Annotated in this window: 18 protein-coding genes and 3 pseudogenes; 8 read left to right on the top strand and 13 right to left on the bottom strand. The window is 69.7% G+C overall.

Annotation, left to right across the window (positions count from 1 at the left end; all coding sequences use genetic code 11):
• Positions 1-127: 127 nt before the first annotated feature.
• The 8 genes from ABIA33_RS11535 to ABIA33_RS11500 all read right to left on the bottom strand — a co-directional run bounded on the left by ABIA33_RS11535 (position 128) and on the right by ABIA33_RS11500 (position 8341).
• Positions 128-1063 (bottom strand): carbohydrate kinase family protein, encoded by a 936-nt coding sequence (locus tag ABIA33_RS11535; protein ID WP_370080117.1) that lies wholly within the window; start codon positions 1061-1063, stop codon positions 128-130.
• Positions 1063-2385 carry an alpha-glucosidase/alpha-galactosidase gene (locus ABIA33_RS11530; RefSeq protein ID WP_370080403.1) on the bottom strand — a complete coding sequence of 441 codons (1323 nt, stop codon included), beginning with the start codon at positions 2383-2385 and terminating at the stop codon, positions 1063-1065. Before ABIA33_RS11530 ends, ABIA33_RS11535 begins: the two co-directional genes overlap by 1 nt.
• A 9-nt stretch (positions 2386-2394) precedes the next feature.
• On the bottom strand, positions 2395-3231 hold the full coding sequence (locus ABIA33_RS11525) for a ketose-bisphosphate aldolase (RefSeq protein WP_370080115.1): 837 nt from the start codon (positions 3229-3231) through the stop codon (positions 2395-2397).
• Between the two features lie 21 nt (positions 3232-3252).
• Positions 3253-4164, bottom strand: coding sequence for a 1-phosphofructokinase family hexose kinase (locus ABIA33_RS11520; RefSeq protein ID WP_370080113.1), 912 nt, complete (start codon positions 4162-4164; stop codon positions 3253-3255).
• Positions 4161-5051 (bottom strand): SIS domain-containing protein, encoded by an 891-nt coding sequence (locus ABIA33_RS11515; RefSeq protein ID WP_370080111.1) that lies wholly within the window; start codon positions 5049-5051, stop codon positions 4161-4163. Before ABIA33_RS11515 ends, ABIA33_RS11520 begins: the two co-directional genes overlap by 4 nt.
• 85 nt (positions 5052-5136) lie before the next feature.
• Positions 5137-5991: a carbohydrate ABC transporter permease gene (locus tag ABIA33_RS11510; RefSeq protein ID WP_370080109.1), complete on the bottom strand. Its 855-nt coding sequence runs from the start codon at positions 5989-5991 to the stop codon at positions 5137-5139.
• A 14-nt stretch (positions 5992-6005) separates the two neighbouring features.
• Complete coding sequence (locus ABIA33_RS11505) at positions 6006-7004, bottom strand: carbohydrate ABC transporter permease (protein ID WP_370080107.1); 999 nt, start codon at positions 7002-7004, stop codon at positions 6006-6008.
• Entirely contained in the window at positions 7004-8341 is a 1338-nt protein-coding gene (locus ABIA33_RS11500) for an ABC transporter substrate-binding protein (RefSeq protein ID WP_370080105.1), read from the bottom strand. The genes ABIA33_RS11505 and ABIA33_RS11500 overlap by 1 nt, the downstream gene beginning before the upstream one ends.
• 638 nt (positions 8342-8979) lie before the next feature.
• Here ABIA33_RS11500 and ABIA33_RS11495 point away from each other — a divergent pair.
• Both ABIA33_RS11495 and ABIA33_RS11490 read left to right on the top strand, forming a co-directional pair.
• Positions 8980-9786 carry a DeoR/GlpR family DNA-binding transcription regulator gene (locus tag ABIA33_RS11495; protein ID WP_370080103.1) on the top strand — a complete coding sequence of 269 codons (807 nt, stop codon included), beginning with the start codon at positions 8980-8982 and terminating at the stop codon, positions 9784-9786.
• Positions 9787-10648: 862 nt separating this feature from the next.
• Positions 10649-12268, top strand: a complete 1620-nt coding sequence (locus tag ABIA33_RS11490; protein ID WP_370080101.1) for an MFS transporter — start codon at positions 10649-10651, stop codon at positions 12266-12268.
• A gap of 168 nt (positions 12269-12436) precedes the next feature.
• Here ABIA33_RS11490 and ABIA33_RS11485 read toward each other — a convergent pair whose 3' ends face one another.
• Positions 12437-12685, bottom strand: coding sequence for a hypothetical protein (locus tag ABIA33_RS11485; RefSeq protein ID WP_370080099.1), 249 nt, complete (start codon positions 12683-12685; stop codon positions 12437-12439).
• A gap of 60 nt (positions 12686-12745) precedes the next feature.
• Positions 12746-15406, bottom strand: coding sequence for a LuxR C-terminal-related transcriptional regulator (locus ABIA33_RS11480; RefSeq protein WP_370080097.1), 2661 nt, complete (start codon positions 15404-15406; stop codon positions 12746-12748).
• 106 nt (positions 15407-15512) lie between these two features.
• On the opposite strand from ABIA33_RS11480, the pseudogene ABIA33_RS11475 reads away from it, so the two are divergent.
• A pseudogene (locus tag ABIA33_RS11475) lies at positions 15513-15620 on the top strand (IS5/IS1182 family transposase); the annotation flags it as partial.
• Positions 15621-15659: 39 nt separating this feature from the next.
• On the opposite strand, the gene ABIA33_RS11470 reads toward ABIA33_RS11475, so the two are convergent.
• A complete protein-coding gene (locus ABIA33_RS11470; protein ID WP_370080095.1) occupies positions 15660-16235 on the bottom strand; it encodes a PKD domain-containing protein in 576 nt (191 codons plus the stop codon).
• A gap of 152 nt (positions 16236-16387) precedes the next feature.
• Positions 16388-16942, bottom strand: coding sequence for a M23 family metallopeptidase (locus ABIA33_RS11465; RefSeq protein WP_370080093.1), 555 nt, complete (start codon positions 16940-16942; stop codon positions 16388-16390).
• Positions 16943-17369: 427 nt separating this feature from the next.
• Between ABIA33_RS11465 and ABIA33_RS11460 the strand changes: the two genes are divergently transcribed.
• The 3 genes and pseudogenes from ABIA33_RS11460 to ABIA33_RS11450 form a co-directional block, all read left to right on the top strand.
• Positions 17370-17594, top strand: coding sequence for a hypothetical protein (locus ABIA33_RS11460; protein ID WP_370080091.1), 225 nt, complete (start codon positions 17370-17372; stop codon positions 17592-17594).
• 396 nt (positions 17595-17990) lie between these two features.
• Positions 17991-18218: pseudogene (locus tag ABIA33_RS11455) on the top strand (CoA-disulfide reductase); the annotation flags it as partial.
• Positions 18148-18315: pseudogene (locus ABIA33_RS11450) on the top strand (hypothetical protein); the annotation flags it as partial. The pseudogenes ABIA33_RS11455 and ABIA33_RS11450, both read left to right, overlap by 71 nt.
• 252 nt (positions 18316-18567) lie before the next feature.
• Here the strand turns inward: ABIA33_RS11450 and ABIA33_RS11445 are convergent.
• Complete coding sequence (locus tag ABIA33_RS11445) at positions 18568-18834, bottom strand: metal-sensitive transcriptional regulator (protein WP_370080088.1); 267 nt, start codon at positions 18832-18834, stop codon at positions 18568-18570.
• A gap of 709 nt (positions 18835-19543) precedes the next feature.
• On the opposite strand from ABIA33_RS11445, the gene ABIA33_RS11440 reads away from it, so the two are divergent.
• Both ABIA33_RS11440 and ABIA33_RS11435 read left to right on the top strand, forming a co-directional pair.
• The gene (locus tag ABIA33_RS11440) at positions 19544-19972 is read left to right on the top strand and encodes a hypothetical protein (protein WP_370080086.1); all 429 of its coding nucleotides are present in this window, start codon (positions 19544-19546) and stop codon (positions 19970-19972) included.
• A 98-nt stretch (positions 19973-20070) separates the two neighbouring features.
• Positions 20071-21018 (top strand): hypothetical protein, encoded by a 948-nt coding sequence (locus ABIA33_RS11435; RefSeq protein WP_370080084.1) that lies wholly within the window; start codon positions 20071-20073, stop codon positions 21016-21018.
• Positions 21019-21135 lie beyond the last annotated feature (117 nt).

The following is a 21135-nucleotide window of genomic DNA, read 5'->3' as shown; positions in this document are numbered from 1 at the left end:
GGCACCCTGACTGGAAGGACACGTTGCTGACGGCCAGGGAGACGGCAGCGTAGGCGCCGCCGAGTCTGTGCGTGCGAGCGGGCAAGCGCGTCGAGCCACTCCCCTCGGGTCGGGAGACACACCGCCGTCACTGCCGACCCGGCCCGCCCTCGAGTGCGAGAGCGAAAGCGGATGCCTCGGCGGCGTCGGGTTGGGCGGCGGTGCCGCCGGGGGAACGGGTGGAGAGTGCGCCGCAGGCGCAGCCCAGGCCCATTGCCTTGGCGAGGTCGCCCGAGTCCAGCCATCCGGCCAGGAATCCGGCGTCGAAGCTGTCCCCGGCCCCCACCGTGTCGACGGGCTGGACCTCAGTACCCCGGACCTCAAGGAGTTCGCTCTGGTGCAGCGTTGCGGCTCCGCGCCGGCCGCATTTGATCACCGGGGTGGGTCCGGCGGCGGTCAGTGCGGTCAGCGCCTCGGGAACGGTGGTGGTTCCGGTCAGCGCCAGCGCCTCGGCTTCGTTGGGCAGCACCAGGTCGCAGGCGGCGAGCAGGCCTGGGGCCAGCGTCCAGGTCCGGGCGGGGTCGTCGTTGGTGTCCAGTGACGTCGTGCTGCCTGCCGCTCGCGCCGCTCGGAAGTGCGAGGGGAGGAGGGGGGCGAGTGCGGGTTGCAGGAAGTAGGAGGCGGCGTGGACGTGCCTGGCCTGGGGCAGTGTTGCCGGGGCGAAGTGCGGAAGGCAACCGGGGGCGGTCAGGATGGCCCGGTCGCCACCGGGCTGGTTCAGGCAGACGGTGAGCGCGGTGGGGAGTGTGGGGTGCCGGACGCAGGCGCTGATGTTCACTCCTGCGGTGGACAGGGTGTCGAGTACGAAGTCACCGGCCGCGTCCCGGCCCACCATCGCTGCCAGCGCCGTGGACAGGCCCAGTCGGGCTGCTCCGTGTGCGACGATCGCCGCCGATCCACCCAGTGCGAGGGTTCCGGACTCGACGAGGGTCTCGGCCTGGCCGATCGGCGGTGTCTCGGGCGCTCCGGAGACCAGGACGTCCGGGTTGGCGTCGCCGACCACCAGCAGGTCATAGCGAGCCATCACAGGGCCTTGGCCGGAGGCGAGGTCCGCAGTTCGGGCGGCAGGGCGTCTCCGTGGGCGGCCACCATGTCGTCGCACAGCGACCAGATCTGGTCGACGGTCAGTGCGGCGGCGGCGGCCGGGTCGCACATCGCGGCGTGCCGGATGTGCCGGGGGTCCCCTTGGATGGCGGCGGCCACGGTCAGTTCCACGACGTTGAGGAAGCTGCGGTTGAGTGCGGCGAGCTGGGGTGGCAGTGCGCCGACGTAGTGGGGGTGGACGCCGAGTCGGTCAAGTGTGGCCGGGACCTCGACGGCCGCGCCTTCTGGCAGGTTGGTGATCAGGCCGGTGTTGGTGGTGGTCACCTGGATGGTGCGTTGCTCGCCGGTGACCAGGCTGTGGATGACCTGCGGGGCGTACTCGGCCGCTTCCTGCGCCTCGGGATCCTCTGCCAGGTCCTGACCGAAGGCCAGGGCGTCGCGGACTCTGGCGTACTCAGCCAGGTTATCCTCGCTGATCCCGGCGTAGCCGCGCACCGGGATGCGCAGCCGGTCGATCTCCTGGTCGTGGCGCAGGTACCAGGGCACGTACTCCGAGGAGTGCTCGCTGGTCTCGGTGGGAAAGCGGCCAAGCCGCCGGTACATGTCCACCCGGACCCGGCGCCGAAGTTCCGGGTCGCGGGCGATCGCCTCGTCCAGTGCGGGGTAGAGGTCGCGTCCCTGGTGTTCCCAGCGCAGGATCCATCCCTGGTGGTTGACCCCTGCCGAGAGCACGTCCACCTCCTCATGCGGGACGCCGACGATCGCGCACAGGTCGTGCACCGTCCAGAACACCGAGTGGCACAGGCCCACGGCTTTGACCTGAGGGGCGATCGCGGCCAGGAACTGGAGGTTCATCGCCATCGGGTTGGTGTAGTTGAGCAACCAGGCGTCCGGGCAGACATCGGCGATGTCCTCGGCCAGGCCGCGCAGCAGCGGGAAGGTGCGCAGGGCGCGGAAGATGCCGCCGATGCCGAGGGTGTCGCCGATGGTCTGCCGCAGGCCGTAGGCCTGCGGCACGTCGAAGTCGGTCAGTGTGGCCTGGTGGCCGCCGACGGCGACCATGTTCACCACCACGTCGGCGCCGTCGAGGGCCTTGCGGCGGTCGGTGCTCGCGGTGACGACCGGTTTGGCGCCATGCTGTTGTGCGGTCATCAGGGCGAGTCCCTCGGCGACGCGCAGCCGTTCGGGGTCGATGTCGTGCAGGGACAGCCGCACGTCGGAGAGTTCGGGGAAGGACAGGATGTCCCGTAGCAGCTGACGGGTGAACACTACGGATCCGGCTCCGACGAATGCGATGCGAATCACGGGTTTTCAGCCTTTCTGAAGGATCTGGATGAGACGGGCGGCCTCGGCGGTGATCGCGTCGCGGCCCGGGCCCAGGTACCGACGCGGATCGACGAGGGCGTCGTGCTCCAGTAGGGCGGCGCGAACAGCGGTGGTGAAGACCTTGTTGAGTTGCGTGCCGATATTGATCTTCGTCATCCCGGCGCGGACTGCCCGGACCAGGTCGGCGTCGGCGACTCCGGACGAACCGTGGAGCACCAGGGGTACTGGGACCGCGCTGCGGAGGGTTGTGATCAGGGCGAAGTCGAGTGCCGCGTCGCGGGCGGCCCTGGCGTGCGAGCTGCCGACCGCCACAGCGAGGGCGTCCACTCCAGTGGCCTTGACGTAGTCCGCGGCTTCGGCGGGGTCCGTGCGGGCCCCGGCTGCGTGTGCCCCGTCCTTGCCGCCGATCTCGCCGAGCTCGGCCTCGACCCACAGCCCGTGGGTGTGGCAGTACTCGGCGATGCCTGCGGTGGCGGTCACGTTGGCGTGGTAATCGAGCGCGGACGCGTCGTACATCACCGATCCGAAACCGAGCCCGGCCGCCTCCTTGACCAGATCGGCGTCGGTGGCGTGGTCCAGGTGCAGTGCCACTGGCGCGGTGCAGCGTTCGGCGATCGCGGCTGCGGCCTTGGCGACGGGGGCGAGTGCGCCGTGGTAGCGGACCGCGTTCTCGCTGATCTGCACGATGACCGGGGCACCGATGCGCTGGGCCGCCTCCGCTACGGCTTCGGCGTGTTCGATCTGGATGATGTTGAACGCGGCGACTCCCCGGCTCTCGGACCGGGCTGCCGCGATGATCGCCGCCGTGGGCACAATCGGCATGAGTTCTCCGTAAGGTGGTAGTCACAGGGTTTGGGCGACGATGCCCGGGCGCAGCCGGCCATGGACGGCCAGGTCGACATCGCCGGCCAGCGGGGCGCAAACGGCGGCGGCCGACAGGGCCACGGCGTCGGCGAGGCACTCGGGCCAGGGGGTGCCGCGCGTCATGCCCCTGGCCAGTGCGGCCACGGCGGCGTCTCCTGCCCCGGTCGGATTGCCCGTCAGGCGGCCCGGTGGCCGGGCCTGCCAGGAGCCGTCGGAGGTGAACGCGGTCATGCCCTGGGCGCCCTGCGACACCACGACGGCGCGGGCGCCCAGGTCGCGTAGCACCCTCGCACCGCGCACCACTCCCGGGTATCCGGTGGTGGTGGCGAGTTCGGCGGCATTGGGTTTGACGAGGTCGGGTCCGGCCTTGGCGCCTTCGAGCAGCGCAGGACCCTCGGCGTCCAGGATCACCATGGGGTCTCTGGCTGCGCGAATGAGCACCGCGTAGGCGTCGTCCGGTAGGCCCTGGGGAAGTGATCCGGCCAGCACCACCAACCGGGAGCGGGCTGCCAGAGCTCGGTAGCGATCCACGAAGGCCTCCCACTCGGCCTCCTGAACGTGCGGGCCTGCCTCGTTGAGCAGAGTGGCCTCGCCGAGTTCGGTGTCCACGACGGTGACCGTGTGCCGGGTCGCGTCGGCGATCGGGACCAGGTCCTCGGCGATGCCGTCCGCTCGTAGGGCGGCCCGGAGCGCGTCGCCCGTCGCACCGCCGGCGAAGCCGGTGACGCAGACGGCCTCCCCCAGCGCGTGCAGGACCCGGGCCACGTTGACTCCCTTTCCGCCTGCTCTGACCTGCGGGGCCGCGACCCGGTGCATCTCCCCGGGGGTGAGCTGCGGCACCTGGTAGGTGAGGTCGAGGGCGGTGTTCAGGGTGACGGCCAGGATGGTCATCGCACGCCGGCTGGGCGGAGGATGACCGCGCGGGTGAGGTTGCGCGGAGTGTCGGGGTGCACGCCCTTGATGCTCGCCAGTGCGACGGCCAGGCGTTGGGCGACGATGAGGGAGGCCAGAGGATCGAGGTCTTGTTCGATCCACAGCCCGCCGGTGGCGGTGACCTGTTCAGCCAGGCCTTCGGGGGCCGGTCCGAACATCCAGACCGCCGAGAGCTGGTCGGTGATGGCGATGGGGCCATGCCGGTATTCCATCGCCGGGTAGGACTCGGTCCAGCTGAGCGATGCCTCGCGCATCTTCAGCGCGGCCTCGGCGGCCAGGCCCACGGTCCAGCCGGAGCCCAGGAAGGTGAACTGGGACCGCTGGGTGACGCCTTCGGGCAGGGGCTGCGCCAGGGCGAGTTCGGCGTCGGCGACGGCTCGCGTCAGGTCTTCGCCGAGGTGCGCCCGCAGCAGCGTCAGTGCGGTGGTCGCGAAGCGGGTCTGTACGACCGAGCGCTCGTCGGCGAAGTCCAGCACCACGGACTGGTCGGCGGCCTTGACGGCCGGGGTCGCCGGATCGGCGGTGATCACGGTGCTGGGCTCCGGTGTCCGGTCCAGGAAGTCCAGCACCTCGGTGGTGGTACCGGAACGGCTCACTGCCAGGTACCGGTCGTAGCTGCGGCCGGTGGGCAGTTCCGAGGCCGCGAAGGCATCCGTCTCCCCGTGCCCGGCCTCCTCGCGCAGTCGTGCGTAGGCCTGGGCGATGAAGAACGAGGTTCCGCAGCCCACGACAGCGACCCGTTCATCCTGCCGGGGCAGGCCCGGCAGTCCTGTGGCGGCCAGCTGTATCGCTCGCCGCCAGCAGGCGGGCTGGTCGGCTATCTCGTTTTCGACATGGGTGGTCACGGTGGCTCCGTTCTGGGGTGCCTCGCGCGTCGGCGCGCTTGGTGGCGATGGTGGTGAAAGGGGGCTCGGCGAGGGAATCGGCCGGTCAGCCCTTGAGTCCGCTGAAGCTCATGGTCTGCACGAACTGTCGCTGCGCGAGCAGGAATCCGAGGATGAGCGGCGCGGTGGCCACGACGTTGCAGGCCATGAGTTCCTGCCAGTCGACATGATGGGCGCCCTGAAAATTGAGCAGTCCGAGCTGGATCGTGTACAGCTTCGGATTGTTGATCGCGACCAGCGGCCAGAGCAGGTCGTTCCACGAGTTCAGCAGGGTGAAGACAGCCAGGGTCGCCAGCGCCGGTTTGGCCAGCGGAAGCACGATCCGGAAGAACACCCCGAAGGTGCTCAGGCCGTCGATGCGACCCGCCTCCTCCAGTTCCTTGGGCAGGGAGAGGAAGAACTGCCGCATCAGGAAGATGCCGAAGGCGGAGGTGAGGAAGGGCACGAAAGCTGCGGCCAGGGTGTCGATCAGGCCCAGTTTGGCGAACATGAAGTAGGTCGGGATCATCAGCATCTGCGTCGGGATCATGATCGTGGAGAGCAGCACCACGAAGCCGACGGTCCGGCCCCGGAAGGACAGGCGTGCGTAGGCGTAGCCGCCGAGCGAGCACAGCACCAGGTGGCTGCAGATCGCGATGCCGGAGACGATCGCCGAGTTCATCATCCAGCGGGCCACCGGTGCGTCACTGAACAGGCGGACGTATCCACTGATGTGCAGTGCGGAGGGGATGAAGCGGGGTGGGAAGCGGTTGATCTCGCTGTTGGATGTCAACGAGGTCAGGAGCATCTGCACCAGCGGCGTCAGGAAGAGCAGCGAGAGCGGGGCGAGGAACAGGTGCCAGCGGCTGAATCGGGGCTTGTTTCGGCTGGCGGGCGCGGTGGTTTCCGAGGATGGGGTCACGACGTTGGGCGCCATCAGAAGGCCTCGCTCTTGGTGAGCTTGGAGTAGGCGAACAGTCCGAGTGTCAGGAGCAGCGTGGCCGCGAACAGTGCGTAGGCGATCGCTGAGCCGTAGCCGTAGCGGGACAGTTCGAACGCCTGGTTGTAGATGAAGTAGACGACGGTCTGGGAGGAGCCGAGCGGGCCGCCCTTGGTGGTGGTCAGGACCAGTTCGAAGATCTGCAGTACCGAGACGGTTTCCCAGACACCCACGAAAACGGTGACCGGCGCGACGGCGGGCATGATCACGTGTCGGAACTGCTGCCACCGGTTGGCGCCGTCGAGTTTGGCCGCCTCGATGATGTCCTGCGGGATGTCCTGGAGCGCGGCGAGATAGACGATGACCGAGAAGGCGAGGTCGCCCCAGAGGTAGATCAGGGCAATGATCCACATCACCTCGTGGCGATCGGTGAGGAAGCCCTGCTGCGGCAGGTGCAGTGCCCGCAGTGCGTTGTTCGCCAAGCCGAACTGCGGATCGAAGACGTAGTTCGCCAGGATCCCGGTCGCTGCGGCGGAGACCACCAGCGGCACGAAGATGGCTGTCCGGTAGAAGGCGATGAACCGGATGTTCCGGTTCAACGCGGTGGCGACGAAGATGCCCAGCACCAGGACGACCGGAACGTACAGGACGGTGAACAGCACGGTGTGGTCGACTGCCGACCTGAGGTCCGGGTCGTGGACCATGGTCTGGTAGTTGGTCCAGCCGATCGCCTGGGGCGCGGTGAAGCCGTTCCAGTGCTCGCGGGAGATCAGGAAGGCCCAGCCGGCCGGGAACAGGGTCAGGGCCACGATGATCAGTGTGGCCGGACCGGCGAAGGACCAGCCGGTGAGGTTCGCGACCACCCGCCGTCGCCGCCGGGTCCAGGTGCCCCGCGGGACAGTGGAGACGGTTTGGGCCGCACTGACTGTGCTCGGTCGGCGCTTCTTCGTCGTGCGGGCGCGCTCGTGCTCCGATATCAGGATGCCGCGCTTCATCAGTCGCCCTGCGCCAGCGCCGTGTCGGCTGCGTTCGCCGCGTTGTCCAGGACTGTCTTCGGGTCACCCTGGCCCTGCAGCACCTCGGCGATGGCCTTGCCGACCGCCTGCGAGAGCCCGTTGTAGCCGGGCACCGTCGGCCGTCCGATGGGGGCGTTCTTCAGGTTGTCCTCGAGTGTCTGCGCACCGGGGTACTGACGGGCGTAGGCGGCGAACTCCGGGCTGGAGGCCTCGCTGCTGCGAAGCGGGAGGTTGCCGGTGGTGAGGTTGAACTTGGGGTCGATCGCGGCCGAGGTCAGCCACTGGTCGAAGGTGTAGGCCCAGTAGGCCCGGTTGTCGTCGTGGTGGTCGTACAGCGTCCACAGGTCGGGCCCGGATATCGTCTGGTGGTTCTGTCCGTCGAACGCCGGCAGGTCGACCACCCCGTAGTCCAGGCCGGCCGTCACGTTGTCGGCGAGCTGCCAGGGGCCGGTCATGAGCATTCCGACCAGGCCGGACTTGAACAGGTCGGCGTACTTCTGGTCGTCCTGGGAGAGGTAGACCGACTTGTCGGTGACCGCCATCTGCTGCAGGAAGGTAAGCGCTGCGACTCCAGCGGCGGAGTTGAACGCCGCCTTCTTGTTGTCCGGGCTCAGGACGCTGCCGCCCTTCTGCCACAGCAGCGGCCAGAAGTGCCAGGTGGTGTCCTCCGAGCCGGACACCGAGTAGGCGGTGCCGAAGACGTTGTGGGCCGGGTCGGTCAGCTTCTTGGCGTCCGCCCGGAACTCGTCCCAGGTCCAGGAGCTCGTCGGCTGGGCCAGTCCGGCAGCCGCGAACAGCTTCTTGTTGTACATGACCGCAATGTTGTCGACGACGGCCGGGAAGCCGATCACATGTCCGTTGGGCGTCGCTGTCTGCCGGGCTGCGCCGGGGAACTCGTCCCACTTCACCGTAGGGTCGGCGACCTTTGCGGTGATGTCGAGGGTCCTGCCGGACAGCTGCATCTGGGTGGCCCAGCTGCCGTAGTTGTAGGAGACGTCGGGGTAGGTCCCGCTGGCGAACGCCGCGGTCAGCTTCGGCAGCAGGTCATCGACGGTCGGAGCGCCCGGGGACATGTTGATTGTCACATTCGGGTGCAGCTGGTGGAACTGTGCGGCCAGGCCCTCCAGGATCTTCTCCGGCCCCTGGTCCTGCCCGGTCCAGACCGTGATCGTGGTCGGCTTGGAGGTGTCCAGCGGAGCGCTCGCCGTGGGATTCGCGCTCGAACAGCCGGCCGTGGTGCCGAGCGTCATTGCCGCGGACAGGGCAACCGCGAAACCCACGCGGCGCCGGGTGGGTCTCGCTGATCTACTGGGCATGAGGTGCCCCTTCAAGTCGGTCCAACAGGGGAGGTGAGCCGTCATTCGGCCATCGGGCTGGGGTCATTCAACGTTGTGGCCGGTCACCGGGCAAGCAGCTGCTTGAATCACTCAGAGCGGCTGCTCGTTTCGATGCGTGCGCTCGAATCTCGATCATCACCACGCTTGAAGTGCCGCGTATCCGTTCGTTACGATCCCGGGAACGTCGGATTCAATCATTCGACGTCAGAGGTACACCCATCCGGTATGTGGCAGGCGCCGCGAGTCCGGACTGAGTCGCCAGGATCGCCGTGGGCATCCGAGGCGGGGATGTGCCCTCCGCCCTATGGAGCTCCGCGATGACTCCCGTCCGCGCTCGCACCCTGACACATCACGGTTCCCCCGGAGCCCTGAGCGCCCTGAGCTCCCTGCCGACGGCAGCCCGCGCCTGCCCGGCCGCGCCCAGCGCAGCCGGGCTTGCTGCCCTTGCTGCGGCGCCCACTCGCTGAGCGGTCTTCCCGCCTCGTGTACCGGCCTGCCGTGGGCGTGACGGGCTGCGTGCACGAATTCCCCCGAGACGGTGGACCGCGCCATCAAGGCGCCCGCGCGGTACGCGCATGCGTGCGCCCCCCAGTCGACACACGCGTTGAAGGAGCACCATGGCCGCAGGCGGCCGCCGCACGGGAACCGTGCGCCAATCCGACCGGGTCTCGGCGATCCTGGACCACCTCGCATCCAGCGGTTCGGTCGATGTCACCGACATCGCCTCTGAGCTGGGGGTCTCTCTCGCCACAGTCAGGCGCGACCTGTCGGCGCTGGAGGAGCAGAACCTGCTGACCCGCACCCACGGCGGGGCGGTGGCCTGTGATGCCACCCATGTGCTGCCGGTGCGCTACCGCGACAGTCAAGGCCGGGCGCAGAAGCAGGCGATCGCGCGCGCCGCCGTGCGCGGTCTTCCCTGCGGGCCCTACGTCGTGGCCGTCAACGGCGGCACCACCACCAGCGAGCTCGCCCGCCTGCTGGCGACCCGAACCGAGCTGACCGTGGTCACCAATGCGCTGAACATCGCACACATCCTGGTCAACCGCCCCCGGGTGAAACTCGTGGTCACCGGCGGTGTGGCGCGCTCCAACTCCTACGAGCTGGTCGGACCGTGGGCAGAGGGGACCATCGGGGGCATCAACATCGGCACAGCCTACGTCGGCATCGACGGGATCAGCGCCGCCGGCGGGCTCTCGACCCACGACGAGGTCGAGGCCCACATCAGCGCCGTGATGATCAGGCGTGCCCGCCGCGTGGTCGTGGTCGCCGACGGCTCCAAGGTCGGGCGCAGCCTGCTGGCGCACATCGTGGCCGTGGGGCACATCGACGAACTGGTCACCGATTCCAGCGCGGACCCCACCGAACTGGCCGCCCTACAGGCGCACGGTGTGAAGGTGACGATCGCCGACGCCACCGACCACTGACCAGCCGCCGCCCGGCCCGCCGACCGCCTGGACTGGCGCGAGTCGGGCTCAAAGACCCTGCAGGCGTGAGGCGTTGCCGGCGTAGAGGCGTTCCAGGATGTCAAGCGGCAGCCCCAGGGCGTCTTTGCTGAATACGTAGACGCCTCCAATATCGCCGAGCATCAATCCTGCAGCCCGCTGCACCGGCAGCCCCAGCCAAACACCGGATGCGCGGTGGGAACCGCGATGACCTCGGTCCGCAGTAGCGGATCGAAGCCCGGGCCGTTGATCAGCGCGGTCAGGATCTCCAGCCGATCGCGGGACTGTGCGGCGTCGAAGTGCGGATCGTGGATGTCGACGTGCGCGTAGATCTCATCGACCGTGCTGATGGACGACCAACCGCCGGCGCCCCGGGCGACCAGGAGGTTGCCGCTGAGGGCATCGAGGACCGCGGAGGCGAACTCGTGGGCGGAAGGCGCGGGGTTTCACCTTGCCCAGGCCGGGACCGCACCCCGGCCCAGCATCCGGCGGGCTCCCACCGTTGCCCACAGCTGGCCCTGGTCCGGTCCGTGTCGGTGAACACGATCAACACCCACATCCGCAAGGTCTGCGCCAAGCTCGGGGCCCGGGACCGCTCCTGGGCCGAGCAGTGCGCACGAGGGCCACGGCTGCTTTCGGCGGGCCTTCCACGCTGACCGGAGAATCACCAGGTCCTGGCGATGCCGGGTCACCAGCCATCCCGAGATCCTGGCCTCATGGAATTTTCCGCACGATGTCCTCGGGACGGCAACCGTGTCGCTCATCGGCTTCGGCGCGATGCAGCTGCCGGGTCCGGGGGTATTCGGCCCGCCGCGAGACGCGATCCAGATACGGGGGTGCAGCGATGATGTCATCGGCCGCGCAAGACCGCCGGGCGGCGCCGGCTGATCGGCGCTGGCTGGTCCTGGTGGTGGTCGCGGTTGCCCAGCTGATGGTGGTGCTGGATGCCACCGTGGTCAATATCGCGCTGCCCTCGGCCCAGCATGCGCTGGGGTTTTCGAACACTGACCGGCAGTGGGTGGTGACCTGCTACGCGCTGGCCTTCGGCAGCCTGCTGCTGCTCGGCGGCCGGATCGGCGACATGTTCAGCCGCAAGCGGGTCCTCATCGCGGGCCTGGCCGGGTTCGCCGTGGCCTCGGCCATCGGCGGCGCGGCAGTCTCGTTCCCGATGCTGGTCACGGCGCGGACGCTGCAAGGCGTGTTCGCCGCCCTCCTCGCGCCGGCCGCGCTGGGCACTCTGACCAGTACCTTCACCGACCCACGCGAGCGGGGGCGGGCCTTCGCGGTCTTCGGCTCGGTGGCCTCCGGCGGCGCCGGGGTGGGCCTGATCCTCGGCGGGGTGCTGACCCAGTACCTTTCCTGGCGCTACACCCTGTATGTCAACCTGGTCTTCGCCGCGTTCGCCATCGCCGGCGCCCTGGCCTGGATCCGCAGCAGTCGGCCGGCCACCCGGCCGCGGCAGGACTGGCCGGGTACCGTGCTGGCCTCGGCCGGGCTGTTCCTGATCGTGTTCGGCTTCTCCCGGGCCGAGATCGCCGGATGGGCAGCCCCGCTGACCGTCACCTGCCTGGTCGGCGGCCCACTGCTGCTGGCCGCGTTCGTGGCGGCCGAGCGGCGGTCCACGCACCCGCTGATGCCGCTGCGGGTGATCCTCGACCGGACCCGGGGCGGCTCCTACGCCGTGCTCGGCCTGACCGGGATCGCGCTCTTCGGCGTCTTCCTGTTCCTGACCTACTACCTGCAGGAAGTCAAGGGATACAGTCCGGTGACCTCCGGACTGTTGTTCCTGCCGTTCGTGGGCGGCATCCTGGTCAGCTCTACCGAGTCCAGCATCGTGGCGCTGCCCAGGGTCGGCCCGCGGGCGCTGATCGCCTCCGGCATGCTGCTCGGCACCGGTGCCATGGCCTACCTGACCCAGCTCACCGTGACATCCAGCTACGCTTCCGTCATCCTGCCCGCCATGATCGTCATGGGCCTGGGCTTCGGCGTGATCTTCGCCGTTACCATCAACACCGCCACCGCCGACGTCCGCCGCCAGGACGCTGGCGTGGCTTCGGCACTGGTCAACACGATGCAGCAGGTCGGCGGGTCGATCGGGCTGTCGGCGCTGAGCACCGTCGCACTGAACGCCACGACCCGCTACCTGGCCACCCACCACACCGGCCCGCTGGCGCCGGCGATCGCGGCCACCCGCGGCTACACCACGGCCTTCGCCGTTGCCGCCGCGATTCTGGGCCTGGGAGTGATCCTCGCCGTCGTCCTGCTGCCCTCCCGGCGCCGACTCGCCGAGCTCAGGACCGCCGCCGCCGAACCCACCCCGGCCCCCGAGCCGCAGCCGGCGCCGGCGCCGCAGGCGATTCCCGTCGCCCTCTGCGGCTGCTCGCCGGTGACACATCCCGTCTCCGGCGCAGCGGTCGCGGCGGGCCGACGGATCCCCCCTGGTGAGGTCGTGACGAGCCCCTGAACACCCGTCGGGGAGAAGTACAAGGTCTGACCGCGGTTTGTACCGCGGCCGCCATTCGTGACCTCCGACGTGCTGGACGCCCGGCGCGTCCTGGACCCCCGGTGGCGGTGCCTGGCGCTGACGCCGTCGACCGAGGGGCGACGGCGCGCCCCCTGGCGGTAGTGGCCGTCACGGTGAGCGGCGGTCACCTGATCCTGGTGATTCACGGTGCCGGGTGAGCTTTCGGATCTCGAGCAGGTCCAGGCCGAGCGCCTCGACATCGGCCAGTACGGCGTACAGCGCGGACTGGTCCAGGAGCCCGGTGAGCACGGTGTGCGCGCCGTGCCGCCGCGGCGTCATCGCCGGGAACGCGGACAGCACGGTTGCGCCGAGGTGCCCGTTTATCCGGATCATGTACAGGGCGGGTTCCGGGTCCATGACGCCATGGTGACGGGCCGGCAGGTGAAACCGCATCACCAGGATCCGGTGACCGTCGGGCTAGCGCGTGCGGCCGGCGGCCAGCAGCCGCAGCTCCCTTGCGCGCTGCACGGCCGAGGACCGGTCACGGACCTGGAGCTTGGCGTAGATGCTGCGGACGTGCGTGTTGACCGTGTTCACCGAGATCGACAGTTCGCCCGCGATCTCGGGCCGGGACAGGTTCGTCGGGAGATATCGCAGCACCCTTAGCTCGCCCGGGCTGAGCTCCTCCGCCGGCGGCAACGAGGACTGCTCTTTGGCCGCCGGGGATGCGCCGTGCAGGACATCGAGGATGTCGGCGAGCAGCGCGGCGTGCGCTGTCTCATGCCGGGGCAGCGCCTCGAGCAGTTCCTGGGCGCCCGTCATCGCGAACGGCAGGACCACCCGGTCAGACTCCGCCAGGGCCAGTGCGCGTTCAGCCGCCTGGTACGCCGCACGCTGGTCACCGAGCTCACGATAGGCAAGCCCGGCGAGCAGGTGCGCCTCAACGACCGTGACGTAACCGAGGACCGGTGCCGTGCCAGCGAGAACACCGTGCAGCACGCCCAGGGCACCGGCCGGATCGCCTTCCGCGAGGCAGATCACCGCGCGGGCATTGCGGATCTCACCGGAGCCGGCCCGCTCGTCATCGAGCGCGGCGAGGCAGGCGCGCGCTTCCCCGGGCCTCCCGAGGCGGGCTTGCGTGGCGAGCAGCCAGCCGGTCATCTGGCTCGCCAGCGCCTGCGATCCCTCGAGCTGCGATGCCAGGTGTTCGGCCGCGCCGAACTCCTCGAGCGCCTCCTGGCGGCGGCCGCGACCGGCGTGCAGTATCCCGGCCGCCTGGTGCAGCAGCAGTCTGACGTCCGGCCCGGTGTCTGTCTGCAGGGCTCGTTCGGTGCGCCGCAGCCATCGCTCGCCCTCATCGAACTCACCCAGCCACACCATCGTGCCGGCGAGCGTCATCAGCGCGGGTGCGATCACCGGTTCCGTGCCCCAGCCGTACCGTTCGGCGAGCGCGATCGCCTCGCGGCAGCGCCGCTGGGTAGTGGCGAACGCCTGGATCTTCGGCATGGCAGCACCGTGGAAGATATACGCGAAACCGAGCTGCGCGAGGCAGCCGACTTCCAGGTACGGCCGGCCGATCTCCCGGGCCAGGACGGCGCCCTCCCGGAGGTGGCGTTCAGCGTCTGGCAGCCCCAGGGACCACGCCTCGACGGTCCCCAGATTCATCAGCGCCACCGCTCGCAGGTCGCTGCCCAGCGCGATGTCTTCGTCGGACGGCCCGGTTACCGGGGAGGCCAGGAATCGGGCCTGCTCGATGACGCCGGCCAGGTGACCGCGCCGCCGGGCCAGCGACAGCTTCAGCGACGCGATCGCCACCTGGAGGCGGCGCCGGCGACCCGGCGACGTCGTCTCGGCGTACGTCTCGGCGACCGCCAGGTGGGCGGCCGCCTCGTCCAGGCGTCCCTGAGCAAGGTCACCCATTGCGCGCACCAGGGCCAGCTCGGAGTGGTCCGCTCCCGGCGGGAATGCCTGCACCAGCGCCTGCATGGTCTGCGCCTGCCCGTCGAGCGTCAGGCTGAACGAATGGTCGGCGAGCAGCCGGGCCGCATCAGGCCAGTCGCCGGCCGCCTGCGTGTGCCGGATGGCGTCGACCACCTGGCCATGCTGGATGAACCATCCGGCGGCCCGCCGGTGCAGCGCCGGCACTTCCGCGGGCAGCGCCCGGCGCAGCTCCAGCCGGAGCAGGTCCCCGAACAGGTGGTGGTAGCGAAACCAGGTGCGCTTGGGGTCGAGCGATTCGACAAACGCGTTCGCGTCCGCGAGTTCCAGCAGGATCGGTTCCGAGCCAGGGCGGCCGGTCAGCACGTCCGCCAGCTCGCCGTTGACGCGATCGAGCAGGGAGGTGCGCAGGAGCAGATCCTGGACGCCGGCCGGCTGGCCGTCCAGCATTTCCGCGATCAGGTACTCGGCGACGGTGCGGTCGCTGCCGGAGAACTCCGCGACGAAACGCTCCGGGTCGGGGTGACCGGCCAGGGAGATCGCCGCGAGCCGCAGGCCCGCGGCCCACCCTTCGGTCCGCTGATGCAGCAGCGCTGCCCCGGCCGCGGACAGCGCGATACCCGAGGCGTCAAGCAGCTCGCGGGTTTCGCGCTCGGAAAAGCGCAGGTCCGCCGCGCGGATTTCGGCCAGCTCGCCTGCCAGGCGCAGCTGATGCAGCCGCAACCGCAAATCGCGACGGGTGGCCAGTATCGCGTGCACGTTCGGGGGAAGGTTCGTCAATAGCCGGGTGAGCTGAGAGAGGGCCTCCGGCGAATTCAGCTCGTGCAGATCATCAATCACCAGTGTGATGCCGCCACGAGCATCGGCGAGCTCCGACAGCACCCGGTCGACCATCGCCGGTGCATTGAAGTCGGGCGTCGCCGCTTGCGGTTCCGCACGGCCGGCCGTGGCCGAAGCGTGACGGACCGCGTCGAGCAGGGCGAGCCAGAACTGCTGGGCGTCATGCTGGTCGCGTTGCACCGAGACCGCGGCGAGCTGGTGCGGTTGGCCCGGCTGGTGCGCCCAGGCGCGCAGCAGCGAGGTCTTCCCGCTGCCAGCGGGAGCCGAGATGATCGTCACCTTCCTCGCCGCCGCGCGATCCAGGGCCGCGAGAAGATCACCCCGGTCGATCAGCCGGGGAGCTGCCGGAGCTACCGTCATAGGCCTGCCTTGGTGCCTGCGCCGTACGTCCTGCCGCCGGCGACACAGTCCTCTCGCTATCAGGCCAGCGCACGTCCTGTCAACGCGCGCGAATCATCAGGGTCGGGTGACGATCGTCGAGCGCAACCCGGCCGATGTCGGCTTCGTGCCTCAACCCGAACGGTGGGTGGTCAAAAAGACCTACGGCATCCTGGTCCTGCACCGGCGCCTGGTCTGAGCTTCCCCCGCTGTGCGGGAGGTGCTGATCAGCTGGTCAGAACGGGTTAACGGGTTTTAGGTTCGCTTGTTCGGCCGCCGCCTGGTCGGCGTAGTGCTTCTCCTCGTACTCTCCTCGTACTCGATCGGGCTGAGGTAGCCCAGTCGCTGCTGGATGCGGTGAGCCCGGTATCCGTGCAGGAGAGCACAACGGCCAGGTTGCTGCAGCCGCCTGAGGTGAGCAGGGTCTCCGAGCCGCTGGAGGTGCCGCGGTAGACCTTGTAGGAGGTGATGTTGAACCCGCCGTTGCTCGAGGGTCCTGCCAGTTCAGCGTGGCCTGCCCGCTGGCGGGCGCGGCGGTGAGACTCGTCGGGGCGCCCGGGGGCGCTCCGACGATGGGCGAGGCCGTGATCGTCACGGTCGACGTGGCGGTCTTGGCGGGAGTGGAGCTGTCGGTCACCGTCAGCGTTGCCGTGTAGGTGCCGCCTGCGCTGTAGGTGCGGCTCGGGTTCTGCGCCGCGCTGGCGGCGAAGCGGTCACCGAAGTTCCAGCTGTAGCTGTAGGGCGCGGGGCTGGGGACACCGCAGGGGTGCTTCGCGCTCAACGGCTGCTGCGACCCGGACCCTCGCCCCACCCCGCGGCGTCGACATCGGTGGCGGCCTTGGCACTGGCCGCCCCGTTGCTGCCGTTCCTGTTCGCCTTCGCACCCGCCCTGCCCTGACAGCTCCGGGCCTGATCAAGCGCGCGATGGCCTGCGACACGCCTCCTGGACCTTGCGGAGGTGTCTCACCCGTGGATCAGTCGGACGCCATAGTGGTTGAGATAGGTAACCGGGCTGACGTCGGAGCCGTAGCCCCGACGGGCGCGAACCTCAAAGTGCAGGTGGGGCCCGGTGGCGTGGCCGGTGGCCCCGGAGTAGCCAATGCGGGTCCCTGCCGTGACCTGCTGCCCGGGGCGCACCGAGATCACCGAGAGGTGGGCGAATAGGGTGTAGTAGCCGTTGGGCATGCGGATGGTCACCGCTTTGCCGTAGGCGCCGGCTCTCCTTGCGAGCACCACGGTCCCGGAGCCCACGGAATATACCGGCGTCCCTGAAGGCACAGCGAGGTCGATCCCGGTGTGATGGCCGGCCAGCCAGGGGCCGCGCACGCCGTAGGGCAGCGAGACGCGGTAACGGATCGTCACCGGCTCGGCCCAGCTCAAAGCGGGCTTGCCCACCCGTGCGTGCGTTGCCCGCCCGGCCGCAGATCCGGATGCGGCCATCGCCGCCGGCGCGCCGCCGATCAGCAGCGTTGCCGCCAAGGCCATCACTGCCGTACCCCGTATTGGTCTGTGCATCATGTGTTCCTTCTGTCCAGTGGCCCAACCGGGCCGTGGGTATGAGGACATATCACTTCGCCACGGACCGCACCCGGGAGTGGCCACAAGGGTGAACCGGGCACTGCGGGTGCGCACTGGTGGGGCATCGAGGGCGCCCGTGAGTGGCTGCCGCCAGGGTGACCAAAGGGGTATGGGCGGCAAGCGTGACGGCTCCCAGGGGAAGCCTTGTTGAACCACCGTCGCACCTGCTCCTGCCGCTTCGGCAACTCACGCCGGTAGGGATGCCGTCGCGGGGTCGCAATGTACCCCCTGGGGTATGCTAGCGTGGCAGTGAAACACCCTAGGGGGTATCGATGGGCGACGGTCACCCCATCCTCCTCACAGTGACGCGCCGCGGTGGGCCTGGCGAACGCCAGGATGCCCGTCGCCTGTCCGACTGGAGCACGGCGTGGCGTTTGTTGAGTTCATGGGCGGCCAGCAGGGGCGGGCCACACGCAGGGGGATCGGCGTGGCCATGATCGGCGCTGGGGCGGTGCTGGGCGGGTCCGGGCGGGCGCTTGCCGCCGGCGGGCCCGTGCCGCTGGCCGTCGGACTCTTCGACGTGTGTCCCGCAGCCCCGCAGACAGGCCTGCCCTTCCGTGCCAGGGACGTGCGGGTCCGTGCCTGCCGGTGATCGCGCCGCCCCCCAACAGTCCACAAAATACCCCACCGGGTATCATTGCCGCCATATAGCTCGCCAGGAGAGGATTCGAAGTCATGTGCCAACGCACGACTTGCCGTACCTGCCGCAAGGCCACCTACCGCGGTTGCGGCCAGCACGTCGAGCAGGTACTCGCCGGCGTCCCGGCGTCGCAACGCTGCACGTGCCGCACCCAGGCGAAACGCGCCGCGAGCAAGGCCGAGGCAGGACCGGCCCAGCACGGCACGCAGGGGCAGAGCGCTGGTCGGCGCCGGTTCCTTGGACTGTTCGGTCGCCGGTAGCGCGAACCCCGGGTGCACCCTCGGCCCAGCGGCCCTAGCCATGAGGCTGCCGCGGCAGGACCGTTGACTCCTGCGCACCCGGTACGAGGTGCTCGCCGTGGACCGGAAGGTGCGCGCGGTGCGCATCCGCGACCTGGAACTGGGGCGCGAGTACGAGGAGTCCTGGGACCGTCTGGTTCTGAGCCCCGGAGCCCAGCCCTTCGTGCCTCTGATCTCGGGAGCCGAGCGCGGTCTGACGCTGCGTGATGTCTCGGACGCGGATCGGCTGCTGGAGCGGCTGCGGGCCGAGGCGCGCAGCGCCGTGGTGGTGCGCGCCGGCTTCGTCGGACGAGCACCGCGACGGCGCGATCCCCGGTGCGCTGCACATCCCGCTGGACGAGCTGGGCGGCCGACTCGGCGAACTTGACGCTCACCGACCGGTCCTCGTGTACTGCCGGGTCGGCCTGCGGGGCAACACCGCCACATGGCTACTTGGCCCGGCACGGATTCCAAACGACGAACCTGGACGGCGGCTGGCTGACCTGGAGCGCAGGCCGACAAAGCGCGGGCTGACGCCTCACAGCCGGGAGCTCAGCCGCCCACGGCGACAGATCACACCTGCATCGAAGGCCACCGGTGGCTTCCCTGCGCCGGAGCCGAATGGCCGACAGTTCGGCGATCGTTCGTCAGGCCAGGGTGAGGAAGAGCTTTTCGAGTTCGGCTTCGGTCATGGGCGGCGCGGTGCCGTCGGCGGTGCTCATGCACTGGCGCATGCCGCTGGCGATGATTTTGAAGCCGGCGCGGTCGAGAGCCCGGGCGACGGCGGCGAGTTGGGTGACGACGTCCTTGCACTCCCGCCCGGCCTCGATCATGGCGATGACTCCGGCGAGCTGTCCCTGGGCGCGTCGCAGTCGGTTCAGGACGGCGGTGCTGGCTTCCTCATCGACGATCACAGCGGTTCCTCCTCGGGGTCCTCTTGCCTTATCGTACCCCCTGGGGTATCTGCCCCTCTCCGCTCCCCCACACCGCACGGAGGCCGGGGTCACCACGGGCAGGAACGGAACCGGTCTGCATACTGCCGCGGCCCCGCGGCCTGCGCAGACACCTGCCAGTGGGGATCGCCCTCGCGTCGACCGCGATCATGCTGCTATTCCTGGTAGCCGCCCCGGCCTACGCCTCCTCTGCGGGATCGCCAGCGGCCTCGCCGTACCAGTTCGCCGGAGTCGTCCTGACGACCAGTCAGGATGACAGGGTGGCACAGGTTCGCACCGACTAGGGCACCATGGTGGAGGTGGTCGGCACCCCCGCCACCAGCGATGAGCGGACGACCGTCGATCGGACCTAGCAGGCAGGCGCGCGCTACGTCTTCGATCCGGCGAACGCCACCAGTCCGTATCAGGATCCTGGGGCTCGTGCTGGTGATGACGTGCGCGGCCGACTGCTGTGCCGCAACCGGTCGACTTTCGGCGCCGAGCCGCCCGGCCGACGGTGCACGTCGTGCACGTCGCGCAGGAGCGGACCGCGGATCCAGGCCGTACCGGCACCTGCGGTGGTCGGGCAGCGCATCGAGGTTGGCCGGCGGCGCCGTGGCGCCCCGCGCCCTCCTGCTACCGTCGAGAGCCAACTACAGGGGTACCGGGACGGGGAGAGGAAGCAACGGCGATGGACACCACGACGGCGCGAGCAGCGGGCCCGGCCCGGTGGATTGTCGTCCTCGCGGTCCTGGTCGGCCTGTTCCTCATGCACGGCGGCCCGGGCTCGGCGATGGGCGGCTGCCACGGCGCCATGCCCCTGGCGATGCCCGCACCCGTGCACCAGTTGACTGCACCGATTGCCCAGACCCACAACACCGTTCAGGTCCGGCAGGGCACCGCGGCGGGCATGGGAGCGGCAGGCGCGCTGTGCGTGTCCACGCCGGCCCGCGACCACCTCCCGCTCCTGCCCACCACACTCGCGGCCCTGGCCGTACTGATCCTGCTCGGTGGGATCACCGGATCGAGTGGGCGCGAGGCGGCCTTCGGCACGCGGTGGCGCGGTCCGCCCACCGCCGGGCGTCAGATACTTCTGCGGGTGTGCATCGCCCGGACGTGACAGGACCACCGGACCCCTCCCACACGCGAGGGGTCTGGGGCTGGTTCCTGCCCACATGCGCGCGCCGGCAGACGGCGCCCACCCGAAAGATCACTCCCATGTCTTCTTCCCTCCTGCCCGCACGCCGCCGCTTGGTGGCCGCCACCCTCGCAGCCACCGCCCTGGCCGTGACCCTGAGCGGCTGCGGTTCCGGCTCCGGCTCCGGCTCCGGGCCGGCCATGCCCGGGATGTCGGGGATGGCCAGCAGCGCCATGCCGTCCGCGAACTCGTCCGCGTCGGCGTCCTCGATGCCCTCGATGCCCTCGATGAGCGGCATGGGCGCCATGGCGTCCGGCGACGGCCTGGCCGCCGCCGGCAGCGGCTACACCCTCACCTCCTCCACCACCACGCTGCCCGCAGCGAAGGCGTCCGGCTACCGGTTCACGATCACCGGCCCGGACGGCAAGCCGGTCACCGACTTCGCCGTCGACCAGACCAAGAGGTTGCACTTCTACGCCATCCGCTCGGACCTGACCGGGTTCCAGCATGTCCACCCGACGATGGCCGCCGACGGCACCTGGACCGCGCCGCTGGCCGCCCTCACCTCCGGTACCTGGCGGCTGTTCGCCACCTTCTCCCCCAACACCGGCTCCGGTAAGGGCAGCGACTTCGTGCTCAGCCGCACGGTCACCGTCCCCGGTATGGCCATGGACAGCGCCCTGCCAGCCGCGTCGGCCAGCACCACCGTCGACGGCTACACCGTCACCCTGTCCGGGGAGTTGATGGCGGGCATGGCCCACCCGCTGACGGTCACCATCACCAAGGGCGGCAAGCCAGTGGCCGACCTGCAGCCCTACCTGGGCACCTACGCCCACCTGACCGCCTTCCACGCCGGCGACAGCGCGTTCGCGCACCTGCACCCCACCACGGCGATGGGCGGCGACCGCGGCGGTCCGAGCCTGGCCTTCCAAGCCGAACTGGCCAAGGCCGGTGGCTGGCGGCTGTTCCTGCAGTTCCAGACCGCAGGCACGCTGCACACCGCCGCCATCACCGTGCACGTGAGCTGACACGAGGGGCCGGAGCGCTGCTCGGGCAGTGGCGCCCCGGCCTCGCTTGTCACATCGTAGGAATACCCCTTGGGGGTATGTTGGTTCCCGTTCCCGACCGGCACGACGAGACCTTCC

It is taken from the genome of Streptacidiphilus sp. MAP12-16, assembly GCF_041262165.1.
In the GTDB taxonomy this organism is placed as follows: Bacteria; Actinomycetota; Actinomycetes; order Streptomycetales; family Streptomycetaceae; genus Streptacidiphilus.
This window is presented reverse-complemented; position numbering and strand designations above follow the sequence as displayed.

Bases quoted from the DNA above. Each gene is read 5' to 3' on its own strand.
- ABIA33_RS11535 (WP_370080117.1), bottom strand. From the start codon at position 1,063: ATGGCTCGCTATGACCTGCTGGTGGTCGGCGACGCCAACCCGGACGTC.
- ABIA33_RS11525 (WP_370080115.1), bottom strand. From the start codon at position 3,231: ATGCCGATTGTGCCCACGGCGGCGATCATCGCGGCAGCCCGGTCCGAG.
- ABIA33_RS11520 (WP_370080113.1), bottom strand. From the start codon at position 4,164: ATGACCATCCTGGCCGTCACCCTGAACACCGCCCTCGACCTCACCTAC.
- ABIA33_RS11505 (WP_370080107.1), bottom strand. From the start codon at position 7,004: ATGAAGCGCGGCATCCTGATATCGGAGCACGAGCGCGCCCGCACGACG.
- ABIA33_RS11500 (WP_370080105.1), bottom strand. From the start codon at position 8,341: ATGCCCAGTAGATCAGCGAGACCCACCCGGCGCCGCGTGGGTTTCGCG.
- ABIA33_RS11495 (WP_370080103.1), top strand. From the start codon at position 8,980: ATGGCCGCAGGCGGCCGCCGCACGGGAACCGTGCGCCAATCCGACCGG.
- ABIA33_RS11490 (WP_370080101.1), top strand. From the start codon at position 10,649: ATGATGTCATCGGCCGCGCAAGACCGCCGGGCGGCGCCGGCTGATCGG.
- ABIA33_RS11485 (WP_370080099.1), bottom strand. From the start codon at position 12,685: ATGGACCCGGAACCCGCCCTGTACATGATCCGGATAAACGGGCACCTC.
- ABIA33_RS11480 (WP_370080097.1), bottom strand. From the start codon at position 15,406: ATGACGGTAGCTCCGGCAGCTCCCCGGCTGATCGACCGGGGTGATCTT.
- ABIA33_RS11465 (WP_370080093.1), bottom strand. From the start codon at position 16,942: ATGATGCACAGACCAATACGGGGTACGGCAGTGATGGCCTTGGCGGCA.
- ABIA33_RS11440 (WP_370080086.1), top strand. From the start codon at position 19,544: ATGGACACCACGACGGCGCGAGCAGCGGGCCCGGCCCGGTGGATTGTC.
- ABIA33_RS11435 (WP_370080084.1), top strand. From the start codon at position 20,071: ATGTCTTCTTCCCTCCTGCCCGCACGCCGCCGCTTGGTGGCCGCCACC.